13 protein-coding genes are annotated in these 12,907 nt (G+C 56.5%); 3 read left to right on the top strand and 10 right to left on the bottom strand.

Annotation, left to right across the window (positions count from 1 at the left end):
* Window positions 1-15: 15 nt before the first annotated feature.
* From PYW49_RS03575 to PYW49_RS03555, 5 genes are all read right to left on the bottom strand, one after another.
* Window positions 16-1,725: an ABC-F family ATP-binding cassette domain-containing protein gene (locus PYW49_RS03575; RefSeq protein ID WP_320385693.1), complete on the bottom strand. Its 1,710-nt coding sequence runs from the start codon at window positions 1,723-1,725 to the stop codon at window positions 16-18.
* Between the two features lie 348 nt (window positions 1,726-2,073).
* Window positions 2,074-3,771 carry an NAD-dependent malic enzyme gene (locus PYW49_RS03570; protein WP_264437458.1) on the bottom strand — a complete coding sequence of 566 codons (1,698 nt, stop codon included), beginning with the start codon at window positions 3,769-3,771 and terminating at the stop codon, window positions 2,074-2,076.
* A gap of 176 nt (window positions 3,772-3,947) precedes the next feature.
* The gene (gene sra / locus PYW49_RS03565; RefSeq protein WP_008501714.1) at window positions 3,948-4,085 is read right to left on the bottom strand and encodes a stationary-phase-induced ribosome-associated protein; all 138 of its coding nucleotides are present in this window, start codon (window positions 4,083-4,085) and stop codon (window positions 3,948-3,950) included.
* A gap of 95 nt (window positions 4,086-4,180) precedes the next feature.
* Entirely contained in the window at window positions 4,181-4,396 is a 216-nt protein-coding gene (bdm, locus tag PYW49_RS03560) for a biofilm-dependent modulation protein (RefSeq protein ID WP_013096534.1), read from the bottom strand.
* 232 nt (window positions 4,397-4,628) lie between these two features.
* Window positions 4,629-5,480 (bottom strand): Vmh family MBL fold metallo-hydrolase, encoded by an 852-nt coding sequence (locus PYW49_RS03555; protein ID WP_320385692.1) that lies wholly within the window; start codon window positions 5,478-5,480, stop codon window positions 4,629-4,631.
* Between the two features lie 110 nt (window positions 5,481-5,590).
* On the opposite strand from PYW49_RS03555, the gene PYW49_RS03550 reads away from it, so the two are divergent.
* Window positions 5,591-6,466: a LysR family transcriptional regulator gene (locus tag PYW49_RS03550; protein ID WP_320385691.1), complete on the top strand. Its 876-nt coding sequence runs from the start codon at window positions 5,591-5,593 to the stop codon at window positions 6,464-6,466.
* A gap of 19 nt (window positions 6,467-6,485) precedes the next feature.
* On the opposite strand, the gene PYW49_RS03545 is transcribed toward PYW49_RS03550, so the two are convergent.
* On the bottom strand, window positions 6,486-7,445 hold the full coding sequence (locus PYW49_RS03545) for a hypothetical protein (RefSeq protein ID WP_320385690.1): 960 nt from the start codon (window positions 7,443-7,445) through the stop codon (window positions 6,486-6,488).
* Window positions 7,446-7,561: 116 nt separating this feature from the next.
* Between PYW49_RS03545 and PYW49_RS03540 the strand changes: the two genes are divergently transcribed.
* Both PYW49_RS03540 and PYW49_RS03535 read left to right on the top strand, forming a co-directional pair.
* On the top strand, window positions 7,562-7,990 hold the full coding sequence (locus PYW49_RS03540) for an OsmC family protein (protein WP_045326427.1): 429 nt from the start codon (window positions 7,562-7,564) through the stop codon (window positions 7,988-7,990).
* A 330-nt stretch (window positions 7,991-8,320) separates the two neighbouring features.
* Window positions 8,321-9,055 carry a lytic polysaccharide monooxygenase gene (locus PYW49_RS03535; RefSeq protein ID WP_320385689.1) on the top strand — a complete coding sequence of 245 codons (735 nt, stop codon included), beginning with the start codon at window positions 8,321-8,323 and terminating at the stop codon, window positions 9,053-9,055.
* A 21-nt stretch (window positions 9,056-9,076) separates the two neighbouring features.
* Here the strand turns inward: PYW49_RS03535 and PYW49_RS03530 are convergent, their stop codons facing one another.
* The 4 genes from PYW49_RS03530 to PYW49_RS03515 are packed head-to-tail and all read right to left on the bottom strand — an operon-like array spanning window position 9,077 to window position 12,897.
* On the bottom strand, window positions 9,077-10,006 hold the full coding sequence (locus PYW49_RS03530) for an ABC transporter ATP-binding protein (protein ID WP_320385688.1): 930 nt from the start codon (window positions 10,004-10,006) through the stop codon (window positions 9,077-9,079).
* Window positions 9,999-10,985 carry an ABC transporter ATP-binding protein gene (locus PYW49_RS03525; protein ID WP_320385687.1) on the bottom strand — a complete coding sequence of 329 codons (987 nt, stop codon included), beginning with the start codon at window positions 10,983-10,985 and terminating at the stop codon, window positions 9,999-10,001. Before PYW49_RS03525 ends, PYW49_RS03530 begins: the two co-directional genes overlap by 8 nt.
* A complete protein-coding gene (gene ddpC, locus PYW49_RS03520) occupies window positions 10,985-11,878 on the bottom strand; it encodes a D,D-dipeptide ABC transporter permease (protein ID WP_320385686.1) in 894 nt (297 codons plus the stop codon). Before ddpC ends, PYW49_RS03525 begins: the two co-directional genes overlap by 1 nt.
* Window positions 11,875-12,897: an ABC transporter permease gene (locus tag PYW49_RS03515; protein ID WP_320385685.1), complete on the bottom strand. Its 1,023-nt coding sequence runs from the start codon at window positions 12,895-12,897 to the stop codon at window positions 11,875-11,877. The genes ddpC and PYW49_RS03515 overlap by 4 nt, the downstream gene beginning before the upstream one ends.
* Between the last annotated feature and the right edge of the window lie 10 nt (window positions 12,898-12,907).

Raw genomic sequence — 12,907 nt, 5'->3', positions numbered from 1 at the left:
TCGCCGGGCGCAGACTTACAGCTGTGCTTCTATCTCCTCAATCTCCTTACGCCATTGCGCCTGAAGCTGCGGCTTTTGATGCTTTGGCTTACGCGCCAGATCGTCTTCCAGCAGCGTTTCCAGCGCGACCAGCCGTTCAAGCAGATCGTCATACGGCGAGGGTTGCACCGTCGCGGCGACAGCGGGCGCAGCGGATGTCACTAGCCCCGCGCTTTCACGCAGCCGCTCAAACACCGCTTCTGCATCGTGCCACTCGCTCAGCGTTCCCTCTTCAATCAGCCAGAAACGGTTGCAGCTTTGGCTGATTAACTGACGGTCATGGCTGACCAGCACCACGCCGCCTTCGAACTGCGAAAGGGTTTGTGCCAGCGCCTCTTTGCCTTCCATATCCAGGTGGTTGGTCGGCTCATCCAGCATCAGAAGGCTGTAGCGGGCAAGCGTCAGGCCAACGAACAGCAGGCGCGAACGCTCGCCGCCGCTGAGCGTGCTGACTTTTTGCCCGTGACGGGACCACGGGAACCCGGCGCTGATGAGCGCCATCTTCCTGTTTTGCGGGTCGGGCGCGAAGGGCTCCAGCGCGTCGAGCAGCGTGGCATCATCCGACAGCTGGTTCAGCGTCTGGTCGTAATAGCCCGGCGAGACGCGCGGATGGATTTTCAGCCCGCTGCCTGCGGGCTCATCGGCAAATTGTTGCCAGATAAGCCTCATCAGCGACGATTTACCGCAGCCGTTACGACCGACAATCGCCACGCGATCGCCGCTTTTCAGCCGCGCCATTTCGATGTTAAACAGCGGCGGTAGTCCGGGCGCAGGCGGGACGCTGAGGTTTTCCATCTCCAGCAGACGGTCCGCCCGCAGCGCGTCACCGCGCAGGGTTAACGTCCACGGGCTGCCCGCCGTGAGCGCGGTCTGGCTCTCTTTGAGCCGTTCGACCTGTTTTTCCATCTGTTTGGCTTTGCGGGCCAGGTCTTCGTTGTCGTAAACCTTGCCCCAGGTTGCCAGACGTTTGGCGCTGGCCGTCACGCGCTCGATCTCCTTTTGCTCTGCCTTGTGGCGCTGCGCGTCGCTTTCATCTTTTGCTTCAAGCGCCTCGCGTGCCGCCGTGCAGGGAAGGGCAAAGTAGTGCAGCGTTTTATCACGCAGGATCCAGCTGCCGTTGGTGACGGCATCCAGCAGCTGTCTGTCATGCGAGACCAGCACAAAGCTGCCTGACCAGTTCTGTAAAAAATGCTCCAGCCAGAGCATGGTCGGCAGGTCCAGGTGGTTACTGGGCTCATCCAGCAGAAGCAGATCCGGCTCGTGGATCAGCGCCCGCGCCAGCAGCAGGCGGGTGTGCTGTCCACCGCTGAGCGTGGCGGAGTGCAGCATCATATCCTGCGGCGTGAAGCCCATGCCCGCCAGCAGCGTTTCGGCTTTCCAGCGCAGGCTGTCGCGTTCCACTGAGGGCAACCGGGCCAGGACGGCATCCAGCATGGTTAGCGGTAAAATAGCGTCCGGGAGGTGTTGTTCCACGCGCGCCATCAGGCAGTGCCCGGCCAGCGCTACCGTTCCGGCAGCAGGGGAATCTGTGCCGTCCAGTACCTTCAGCAGCGTACTTTTGCCGCAGCCGTTATCGCCCAGCAGGCCAATGCGGTCGCCTTTTTTCAGCGTAAAGGAGAGCGAGTCGAAGAGCGTGCCAAACGCCGTATCAACGCGTAAAGATTGTGCAGTGAGTAAAGTGCTCATTGTTGCTTACCCAAGAGTTACAGGCATGTTTATGCCTCGTCAAACATCGCTGACGATAACTCAGTAAGCCCGAGAGAAGGGATTTCAGGGGTTGGTGTCTTCGCTCAAGCAGAAGTTATCGCAGCACGATACCGATAACGCTTGAGCTGGTGCGATCACCAAATGTATGTGAAACATTGAAAATTTCACAGTACAGCATGATTGGCCTCCTTATATATTCAGTGGGTTAATGGATGAAAGGAGTGTAGCGGGGGAAAAGGGGTTTGGCTAGTGGGTATTCGATGGTGCGGTCTGTTGCCCTCACCCTAACCCTCTCCCAGAGGGAGAGGGAACGGTTGAAGCGCAGAATTAAATCGAGGTACGGCGATAGCTGCGGTATTCAGGCTTCCAGAAGTTGTCGTCGATGGCCTGCTGCAGCGCGTCGGCAGAGGTTTTCACCGCCACACCCTGCTGCTGCGCCATTTTACCGACCGCAAAGGCGATAGCGCGCGACACCTTATGAATGTCTTTCAGCTCTGGCAGTACCAGCCCTTCGCCGTCATTGACCAGCGGCGAGTGGCCCGCCAGGGTCTCGCTCGCCGACATCAGCATTTCATCGGTGATGCGGGACGCGCCGGAGGCGATAACGCCCAGACCAATGCCCGGGAAGATATAGGAGTTGTTGCACTGGGCAATCGGATAGGTTTTATCCTTCCACACCACCGGATCGAACGGGCTGCCGGTGGCAACCAGCGCGTTACCTTCGGTCCAGGCGATGATGTCCTGCGGCGTCGCTTCCACGCGGGAGGTCGGGTTAGAGAGCGGCATCACGATAGGGCGTTCGCAGTGCTTGTGCATCTCGCGAATAATCTCTTCGGTGAAGAGACCGGTTTGCCCGGAAACACCGATCAGGATATCCGGCTTCACGTTACGCACCACGTCCAGCAGGGAAAGGACTTCGTTGTCGGTATCCCAGTTTTTCAGGTTCTCGCGCTTTTGCACCAGCTTGGTCTGGAACGGCAGCAGGTTCGGCATACCGTCGGTCAGCAGGCCGAAGCGGTCAACCATAAAGACGCGGGAGCGGGCCAGCTCTTCGCTCAGGCCTTCGCGCTGCGTCTGGGCGATAATCTGCTCGGCGATACCGCAGCCCGCGGAGCCTGCGCCAAGGAAGACGATTTTCTGGTAGCTCAGCTGGCTGCCGGCCGCGCGGCTAGCGGCGATAAGCGTACCCACGGTCACGGCTGCAGTGCCCTGGATATCGTCGTTAAAGGAGCAGATCTCATCGCGATAGCGGTTCAGCAGCGGCATCGCGTTTTTCTGCGCGAAGTCTTCAAACTGCAGCAGCACGTCCGGCCAGCGGTGCTTCACGGCCTGGATGAAATCATCGACAAACTCATAGTATTCGTCGTCGGTAATACGCGGATGACGCCAGCCCATATAGAGCGGATCGTTAAGCAACTGCTGGTTGTTGGTGCCAACATCCAGCACCACCGGCAGGGTATACGCCGGGCTGATGCCGCCACAGGCGGTATAGAGAGAGAGCTTACCGATTGGGATCCCCATCCCGCCAATGCCCTGGTCGCCGAGGCCGAGAATACGTTCGCCGTCGGTCACCACAATCACTTTGATATTGTGGTTCGGCACGTTCTGCAGAATATCATCCATGTTGTGACGGTTCTGATAAGAGATGAATACCCCACGTGAACGGCGGTAGATCTCTGAGAAACGCTCGCAGGCCGCACCCACCGTCGGGGTGTAGATCACCGGCATCATCTCTTCCAGATGGTTCTGCACCAGGCGATAGAAGAGGGTTTCATTGGTGTCCTGAATGTTACGCAGGTAGATGTGTTTGTCGATTTCAGTTTTGAAACCCTGATACTGGATCCACGCGCGCTCTGCCTGTTCTTCAATGGTTTCAACTACTTCTGGCAGTAAACCCAGCAGGTTAAAGCTGCTGCGCTCTTCCATGCTGAAGGCGCTGCCTTTGTTGAGCAGGGGGAATTCGAGTAAAACCGGTCCGGCGTATGGGATATATAAGGAACGATGTTTTTTCAGTTTGTTGTCCATGTCACTCACTCTTTTTATGAAGATCCGTCCCTGGCACTGCTGTTTGTCATCTTTCTGGCCTGTGCGATGGGGTTCGGTCAGGCGGTATTATAAAGGAGCTAAATATTAATTACCGCAACACATAAACAAAAACACCATCGGGATTACCGATGGTGTTCTGGATCTCAGTCTGGAACTTACTTGCCCGCGTGGCGTTTTCTGCCGGTGGCGTGAGTGACTTGCGTTTCATGGTCGCCTTCAATCACCACTTTGCGCTGATTAGAAAGCTTGTAGTTCAGTCCCAGAATATGGCGTGCCTGACGGTTCGATTTCATGTTAACTCCTCAATCCTGTTGATAGTTTTAAGGACCAGTTTGCTTACGCAAACGAAATGTAACCCCTTAGGTTGCAGATCCAGCTTAGCAGGTTTTTACAATGGTGCGTTTTGCCCGCTGACGACGTAGTTAATGGTCTGCTGGTAGATGTCACTGAGGATGTCATTATCTGTGGATTCCACCCATTTGGTCAGTTCCATCAAAATGTCATCTTCAGTCACAGCACCGTGCTCGGCGTGAAGACCCTGCGCAATCGCGTTAACGAGTTCAGGTTGTGCTGCTGCGGTATTAGCCGGGTAATAAGTAAACATGCTGCCTCCGTGTCGTTGTCTGTTTAATGGTACGGCTCGCAAAAAATTTAATTCATAAACAGAATGGCAAATATTTTCCCGGTTGTGGCTCAGATTCATCTTAGAAATAAAAATGACATAAGTGCATGCTTTTATGTGCTTTTAAAAGGTGTGGCTATATCGAAGGGTAACGGCGGGGATATTATGAGGATGCCCCTGCTATCACGAATATATAGCAGGAGCAGATTTTAAATTACCACTTCATTTCGCCGGTATTGACTTTGGCGCTTAATTCCAGCGAGCTCTCTTCCGCCAGGCCGGGATACTGTTTTTTCAGGGTGCTGATGACGCCTGCAGAATCTTTATGTGCGGCTAAGGCCTTTTCAAAGCGCTGCAGATAGTCGCGGGTAAAATCAATCGCGCCAGTCCCTGCGGGTGGCGTGCCAAGATAGTGGCCCGGGATCACGCGTTCTGGTTTGTGCGCAGCCATCTTCACAAGGGTTTCCTGCCACTGCTTGCGGCTTTCCGGGGTCTGGGTGTCTGCCGTCCAGACGTGAATACCCCAGGCTACCCCGGTGCCGCCGAGGATCGTTTTCGCTGACGGGATCCACACATAGGCCGCGTAGCTGTCTGGCTGTTCGATATCGATTTTTTCCCCGTCAACCATAAACGTGGTGGAGGCAATCACCTGCGGGACGACCAGTTCCGTTGGCGCGCCGTCTTTCATCTGCGGGCCCCAGAAGGCGAGCTTGGCGTCTTTGGTGGCCTTGATGTGGTCAACCACGTGCTGCGTGGCCACCACTTTGGCATTCGGGAAGGCTTTGACCAGCGGCTGCAGGCCAAAATAGAAATCAGGATCGCCGGAGGTGATCACAATCTTATTCAGGGTTTTACCGCTGCGGCGAATTTTCTCTACCAGCGCTTCGCCATCCTTCACGCTGAACTGCGCGTCGAACAGCACCGCTTCTTTCGGGCCGGAAACCAGCGTGGAGGAGACCGCGAAAATGCCTTTTTCCTGCGGGTTGTAGGTATCCACGTTCAACGGTGCGGCAAACACGGCCGGAGTGATAAGGGTGGAAAGCAAGGCAAAGTGAGTGAGTTTCATGCTGTTGTCTCTGTTGTTCAGGAATGTCTCTATTGTACGGATATTCGCATTTGCCAGAATTCCTGAAACAAGACATGCTTAGTTTCATAAATCGAGCAAATGGAGCTTACATGGATCGCGTTATTGCCGCTCAGGTCTACAACCGGATATGCGAGCTGGGAAGTTTGAGCGCGGCGGCCCGCGCGCTGGGTATCTCCCGACCGATGGTAAGCCGCTACCTTGAACAAATGGAGAAGTGGGCGGGAACACGACTGGTAAACCGCTCCACGCGCAAGCTGACGCTGACCGCGGCAGGAGAAAAGGTGCTGCAAAAAACGCGGACGCTCTCGCAGATCTCGCAGGAAATTGAAGGCCAGTCGGAGAAAGATCTTCCGTCAGGCACCCTGCGGGTGGCCTGCGCGCACTTTACCGCCATGCACCTGATTGCACCGGTGCTGCCCGGTCTGCTCTCACGCTACCCGCAGCTGCGCATCGAGCTGGACGTGAACAACCACCCGGTCAGCCTGGTGGGTGAGCGCATAGATGTCGCCGTGCGCATAACCGACAACCCCGAACCCGGGATGATTGCCCGCCGGCTGGGAGAATGTCGCTCGGTGCTTTGCGCCTCGCCGGACTATCTGGCACAGCGCGGCACGCCCGCCAGCCCTGAAGAATTAGCGCTGCATAACTGCCTGCACTACAGCTTTTTCGCCGGACAGTCCTGGCACTTCCTGACGCCGGAAGGTGAAAGCCTGAGCGTGGCCGTCAGCGGCAACCTGAGCGCCAGCATCTCTTCGCTGTTGATGGACGCGGCGATTAAGCACTGCGGTATCGCTATGCTGCCAGAGCGCGAAGCGCGTGCCGCGCTGGAGCAGGGGTTGCTGGTGCCGGTACTGGAGGCTCTGGAGCCGAAACCGCTTGCCATCCACGGCATTTACCAGTCCCGGGAATATCAACCTGCCGCGCTGCGGGTGTTCCTTGACGAACTGGCCCGGCACCTGGCATGAGCGCGGCGTTCACCGTCGCTTACTTTGCCTTTAGCCAGGGAGAGGCCGTGCTCCAGAAAATAATATCGGCTCCGAGATAGTTTTCAGCGAACCGATCAAACTCAGCTTTGGTGAAGGGCTTACCGGTCTGAGGATTCTTATAGGTCAGGGTCGGTTCCTGAACCGCCATCGCGATGAGCGGCAGCGTCTGCTTATTTTTATTGAAGAAGGGATAGGCATTCTTCATGTGTGCCTTGCGGTTGGGAACAATGTCCGGCCCACCCAAGCCGACGTTGTTGGCGCTGGCCCAGGCAAAAAGACGCCCCATGTAGTTGTGGTCATTATCCCATTCGCACGGCCAGAAGTTCACGTATTGCACCACATGTGATTTCTGGAAAGCCTTACGCGCAAAGGCCAGGTTTTCCATTTCACCCGCGAAATAGCTGTCGCAGGTAAACCCCGCGGGCGGATTTTTTTCGTCGATATCAATGGCGGTTTCAGGCAGGTTGACCCCATATACCTCGCCATCAAAGCGTTTCGCAAGAGCGGTCAGCAGTGCCTGGTAGCGCTGGCGCACGGCAGGATCCCACTGACGCGCCACCCATCCTGACCCCACTGGCTTTCCTTCGCCGGGGTTATCGAACTGCGGTGCAATCCCGCCACCATATTGCTTATCGTGCATTAGATAATCCGGCACGTAGCGGGCATTAGGCTCAAAGAAACGATCCTGAATCTGGATGAAGAGCTTTTTCCTGGCAGTCTTAAGACGCGCCAGATCCTGCTCAATGCGCGAGAAGTCATACTTGTTCTTCTCGGGTTCAAGCAAGCGCCAGTTGTAAACGATCTGCACGCCGCCGATGTCGCTTCGCGCAACAAGCGGAAACGCCGCATCGAGATCGCCGGAGCTGGTATAGATAAAGTTTTCCGGCGTTTTCGCCAGTGAAGACAGCGATAGAGCCAGTGTGGTTACCGCAACGGCCATCCTGATTTTTAGCATCATATTATTATCCTTTTTTGTCGGTACAGCAGGTGAAAGACCTGGAATTTTCTGTGTTCCAGGGGGGGCCAGATGCGTAGTCTATACTTAACCCTTTGTAAGCCAAAAGGAGAGCAAGAATGACTATTCATAAGCACGGTTCGGCACACTGGTCTGGCGACATTAAGCGCGGAAAAGGAACGGTTTCCACCGAGAGCGGCGTTCTCAATCAACAGCCTTATGGTTTCAATACCCGCTTTGAGGGTGAAAAGGGGACCAACCCCGAAGAGCTGATTGGCGCAGCACATGCGGCCTGTTTTTCGATGGCGCTGTCGCTGATGCTTGGCGAAGCGGGCTATACCGCCGACTCCATTGATACCACGGCGGACGTCTCGCTGGATAAAACCGACGGCGGCTTTGCCATCACTAAGGTTGCCCTGAATAGTAAGGTGACCGTTCCGGGCATCGCGCCGCAGCAGTTTGATGGAATTATTCAGAAAGCGAAAGCGGGCTGCCCGGTTTCGCAGCTCCTGAAAGCCGAGATTACGCTGGACTATAAACTCAACTAAGCCAGAGCCGGGTCAAGGCCCGGCTATTCCTTCCATGCGGTAAAAAACCATTCACTGTATTTCCATTGCATCGAGTATGCCGATATAAATTAATTTCTTTCGATATTATTTCATAATTAAATAATTTATCTACTATATTTATTTAAATAATCTAAATATCAGGGCCTGAACGCTGGTGATTATATATAGTATATGATATCCACCCCTTAATTATAGTGGATAATAATCTTACAGAGAGGCGTTGTCTTTTATTTTTGGTTGTATGTTGATTCTTCTGTCTATACTGATAGCGCAGTTGTTAATACATCAATTTACTACAAGGTGGATGTTATGAAATATTCAGCTCTGACTATTGGCTGTATTATGATGTTTTCTGGTTTTAGTTCACTTTCCATGGCTGAAGCTGCAAAAAAAGTTGAGGCAGTCCCTGCACCAAAGCATGGCACATCAAACGTGCCACCTTCTCGTCAGTATTATTGTTATAATCAGAAAGATTTCGGTGGTGGTAGTGGGGGCATTAAAAATGCGGCCTGCAAGGCGGCATATGAGGCCGCAGGTAATGAAAACTGGCAAAGAGAGCGGTTATTTAATAACTGGAATGCTTACTCTCAAAATGCCCCTAAAGATCAATGGCAAACGAAGGTGCCAGACGAGCAATTATGTTCTGCGGGCATTGAGGATTATAAAAGCATTAATCTGCCCAGTGCGGATTGGTACACAACTGAACTGGATGTAAAAAATGGTCACGTCGTTCTGGATTATATAGCAAGCAAGATGCACGACCCGAGTGTGTTTACAGTGTATATAAGTAAACCTGATTTTGACCCCACCACCAGCAAGTTAAAATGGTCAGATTTACTGGAATCTCCTGATGTGAAGTCTACAGGTATTCCGGATGAAACTGACCCTGATAAAGGACATTACAAACTGGATGTCAAACTACCGGAAGGTTATACCACCGGCAAGAAAGCCATCATATATATTGCCTGGGCACGTCATGAAGATCCCGCCCGCGAGACCTTCTTCAGTTGCAGTGATGTGATCCTGAAAAATACAGCCGGGTAAAATTGCCGCGCCACGCGGCAATTAATCCACATTGCGCCAGCAGCGCACGCTACGGCCCCCGGATGAGGGCTGTAGCGGCTGCGGGCGTTCACATCCCTGCGTTGCCATCGGGCAACGGTCACGGAAAAAACAGCCTTCGGGCAGATGTCGGTTGCCGGGAAGCTCCGTTTTGCGTAAGGCCAGTTTTTCATCCAGCGGTTCTCCGGTGCGGGGAACCGAATCGAGTAACAGGCGGGTATAGGGATGGCGCGCCTCCCCAAGCACCTGCGCGGCGCTGCCCAGCTCGACAATCTGCCCAAGGTACATCACCGCCACGCGGTCGCTCATGTGCCTGACCACCGAGACGTTATGCGAGATTAACACGTAGGTCAGATTACGCTGCTGCTGTAGCGTCACCAGCAGGTTGAGGATTTGCGCCTGCACGGAGATATCCAGCGCGCTGGTGGGTTCATCGAGCACGATGATATCGGGATCGGACGAGAGCGCCCGGGCAATGGCAATGCGCTGGCGCTGCCCGCCGGAGAAGGCGTGCGGAAGCCGGTCGAGATATTCCGGGCGAATGCCAACCTGCAGCGCCAGGTTTTCTGCCAGCTGGCGGCGTTCCCGCTCGCTGCTGCGTTTTTGCACCCACACCGGCTCGGTGATGATGCGCCAGACCGGCAGGCGCGGGTCGAGAGAGGAGAGCGGATCCTGAAATACCATCTGCATGCCGCCCGCGTGGTGCGCCCGCTGGCATGCGCCGGTACTGGGCTTAAGCATGCCCATCAGCAGCTGGGCCAGCGTGCTTTTCCCGCAGCCGGATTCCCCGACAATGCCGAGCGTTTCCCCCCGACGGATCTCAAGGTCGAGCCCGTTGAGGGCATGGACCTGCTCCGTTACGCGTCCCAGCCAGTTTTTGCGCGCCGCAAAGTTCACGTGCACGCTATCCAGTTCCAGCAGTACGTCAGACATGGTGTTTCTCCCGTTGCGGATACCAGCAGGCAGCCTGTTGGCCTTCTGCACCATTGGGCTGTAAGCGCGGCGTTTCGCTGCATTTCGCCCCGGCGGCAAAGCAGCGCTCGCGAAAAGCGCACCCCTGCGGAAGCTGGCTGAGGTTGGGCACCGTGCCGGGGATGGCGGGAAGCAGATCGCGCGGCTGGCCGTTTTCGGGTGCGCACTGCAGCAGGCCAATGGAGTAGGGATGCACAGGGCGGTGGATCAGCGTCTGCGTGGCACCGCTTTCGATCACGCTGCCCGCATACATCACATACATTCTGTCGCAAAGCTGCGACACCACGGCCATATCATGGCTGATAAACAGCACCGAGGTGCCGCTGGCCCGCGCCTTATGCTTCAGCAGCCGCAAGACCTGCAGCTGGACGGTGACATCCAGCGCGGTAGTCGGTTCGTCGGCGATGATCAGCTCTGGCTCGCAGGAGAAGGCAAGGGCGATCATCACCCGCTGGCGCATCCCGCCGGACAGTTCAAAGGGATAACGCTCCATGACCTGTTTCGCGTCCGGAATTTGCATCTCTTCCAGCAGAGTTATCGCCTTTTGCTGCGCCTCACGCCGCGAAAGTGGCTGATGCTGGCGGATCACCTCCACCATCTGTTTGCCAATCCGCCGTGTTGGGTTGAGTGCGGTCATGGGCTCCTGAAAAATCATCGCCACTCTGGCACCGCGCCACTGGCGAAGCTGCTTCTCGGACGCCGTCAGGACATTTTCGCCGAGTAATTTCACCTGACCATGATGAATGCGGTAGCTCCCTTCCGGCAGCAGCCGCATGGCGAGCATGGCGGTCACGGACTTGCCCGATCCCGACTCGCCCACCACGCCGACAATTTCGCCCCTTTCAATCTCCAGCGAGACGTGGTTCAGCGCGTGGACCTCCCCGCGAAACACGGGGAAGCTCAGGTGCAGGTCTTCAATGCGTAATACCGGTTCGGTCATCACTGTTTTCCTCCCGATTTCGGGTCCAGCAGATCGCGGATGCCATCGCCAAACAGGTTAAAGCCTACGGCGGTAATCAAAATCGCCGCACCGGGAAAGGCACAGTACCACCACTGGTCCAGGACGTAGTTACGGCCAACGGCCACCATCGCGCCCCATTCGGCGGTGGGCTGCTGCGCGCCCAGGCCAATAAACCCCAGCGTGGCGGCCATCAGAATGGCGCTGCCGATATCCAGTGAAGCCTGCACAATCAGCGGCGGCAGGGCGTTGCGCAGGATATGCCAGCTGATCAAATGCCAGCGGGATGCACCGAACGTGCGGGCGGCCTGAACGTAGGTAAACTGGCGCACCACCAGGGTTTGCCCGCGCGCCAGGCGGACGTAGAACGGAATGCGGACAATCGCAATCGCCAGCATGGCATTGAACAGGCTCGGCCCGAGCGCGGCGGCCAGCGCCATGGTCAGTACCAGGGAGGGAATGGAGAGCATTATGTCCATCACCCGCATGATGATGGCATCGCCGCGTCCGCCCAGCACGCCGGACAAACAGCCCAGCAGCGAGCCGATGCCGCCCGCAATCACCACCACCGCTAGCCCGGCGGTAATCGACTGCTGGCTGCCTGCCAGTACCCGGCTGAACAGATCGCGTCCCACCTCATCGGTGCCAAACCAGTGCTGCGCGGACGGCGCCTGCAGTCGTGCTGTGAGATCCAGCGCGTTCGGGTCATGCGGCACGATCCACGGTGAGGCCACCATCAGAAAGAGCATCGCAATCATAATCACGCCGCCAACGATCGTGAGCGGGCTTTGACGCAGCATCCAGAACAGCTTTGCCCAGTTGATGCGTTGTCTGGCGGTTTTAACCGGGACGGGCGTTTCCTGAGTTAACATCATTCGGCACCTCCGCGCCCGATTCGCGGGTCAATCCACAGGTAAAGCAGATCGACCACCAGATTAACCAGCACGTAGGCCAGCGAAACGACGACGGCAAAGCCCATTACGGCGGGGAAATCGAGCGCCTGAATGGACGTCACCACCCAGGCACCCATTCCCGGCCAGGCGAAGACGGTTTCGGTCAGCACGGCGCCGTAAAGCAGATCGCCCAGCGCCAGCCCGAGCACGGTAATCGACGGGATCATCGCATTCGGCAGGGCGTAGCGCAGAACGATGTACCAGCCGGGCAAGCCGCTGGCGCGGGCGGTACGAATGTAATCCTCGCTAAGCTGCTCCAGCATTGCGGAACGGACCTGACGCGCCACGATGCCCAGATGAACAAACGCCAGCGTCAGCGAGGGTAAAATAAGGTGCTGAAGCGCATTGAAAAAGACCTCACCGTTGCCTTCCAGCAGCGCATCCAGCAGATAAAACCCGGTGACGCGCGTAGGCGGGTCGAGCCAGTCGTCCAGCCTGCCGCCGCCGGGCAGAATTTGCAGTTGCCCGTAGAACAGCACAATCACGCCCAGCCCCAGCCAGAACGCAGGGGTGGAGATGCCGGTCATCGCCATCAGCCGCACCAGATGATCCAGCCAGCGGTTGCGGTACACCGCCGACAAAATCCCCAGCGGCACGCCGATGACCAGCGCCAGCAGCAGAGAACAAAAGGCCAGCTCCAGCGTGGCGGGGAAAAAGGCCTTCAGATCTTCGGCGACCGGACGTCCGGTACGAATGGACGTGCCTAAATCACCGTGGGCCAGGGCGTCCACGTAGCGACCAAACTGAATATACAGCGGCCGATCCAGCCCAAGCTGCTGGCGGATGTTCTGCACGATTTCGTCGCTGGCACGGTCTCCGGCCAGCAGACGGGCCGGATCGCCGGGGATCAGGTGCGAAATAATAAAGGTGATGATACAGACACCCGCCACCACCAGGAGTAACCCCCAGCAGCGCTGGCGCACGATGCTCCAGAACGTCATACACTTTCCC

Origin of the sequence: Enterobacter chinensis, assembly GCF_034008295.1 — a bacterium.
Lineage (GTDB): Bacteria > Pseudomonadota > Gammaproteobacteria > Enterobacterales > Enterobacteriaceae > Enterobacter > Enterobacter chinensis.
Note: the sequence above shows the minus strand (reverse complement) of the source record. Positions and strands in the feature narration are given on the sequence as shown.

What these genes read in the sequence shown, in the direction of transcription:
- ddpC (WP_320385686.1), bottom strand. Translation starts at nt 11,878, where the DNA reads ATGATGTTAACTCAGGAAACGCCCGTCCCGGTTAAAACCGCCAGACAA.
- PYW49_RS03530 (WP_320385688.1), bottom strand. Translation starts at nt 10,006, where the DNA reads ATGTCTGACGTACTGCTGGAACTGGATAGCGTGCACGTGAACTTTGCG.
- PYW49_RS03525 (WP_320385687.1), bottom strand. Translation starts at nt 10,985, where the DNA reads ATGACCGAACCGGTATTACGCATTGAAGACCTGCACCTGAGCTTCCCC.
- PYW49_RS03575 (WP_320385693.1), bottom strand. Translation starts at nt 1,725, where the DNA reads ATGAGCACTTTACTCACTGCACAATCTTTACGCGTTGATACGGCGTTT.
- PYW49_RS03550 (WP_320385691.1), top strand. Translation starts at nt 5,591, where the DNA reads ATGGATCGCGTTATTGCCGCTCAGGTCTACAACCGGATATGCGAGCTG.
- sra (WP_008501714.1), bottom strand. Translation starts at nt 4,085, where the DNA reads ATGAAATCGAACCGTCAGGCACGCCATATTCTGGGACTGAACTACAAG.
- PYW49_RS03545 (WP_320385690.1), bottom strand. Translation starts at nt 7,445, where the DNA reads ATGATGCTAAAAATCAGGATGGCCGTTGCGGTAACCACACTGGCTCTA.
- PYW49_RS03540 (WP_045326427.1), top strand. Translation starts at nt 7,562, where the DNA reads ATGACTATTCATAAGCACGGTTCGGCACACTGGTCTGGCGACATTAAG.
- PYW49_RS03535 (WP_320385689.1), top strand. Translation starts at nt 8,321, where the DNA reads ATGAAATATTCAGCTCTGACTATTGGCTGTATTATGATGTTTTCTGGT.
- PYW49_RS03515 (WP_320385685.1), bottom strand. Translation starts at nt 12,897, where the DNA reads ATGACGTTCTGGAGCATCGTGCGCCAGCGCTGCTGGGGGTTACTCCTG.
- bdm (WP_013096534.1), bottom strand. Translation starts at nt 4,396, where the DNA reads ATGTTTACTTATTACCCGGCTAATACCGCAGCAGCACAACCTGAACTC.
- PYW49_RS03555 (WP_320385692.1), bottom strand. Translation starts at nt 5,480, where the DNA reads ATGAAACTCACTCACTTTGCCTTGCTTTCCACCCTTATCACTCCGGCC.
- PYW49_RS03570 (WP_264437458.1), bottom strand. Translation starts at nt 3,771, where the DNA reads ATGGACAACAAACTGAAAAAACATCGTTCCTTATATATCCCATACGCC.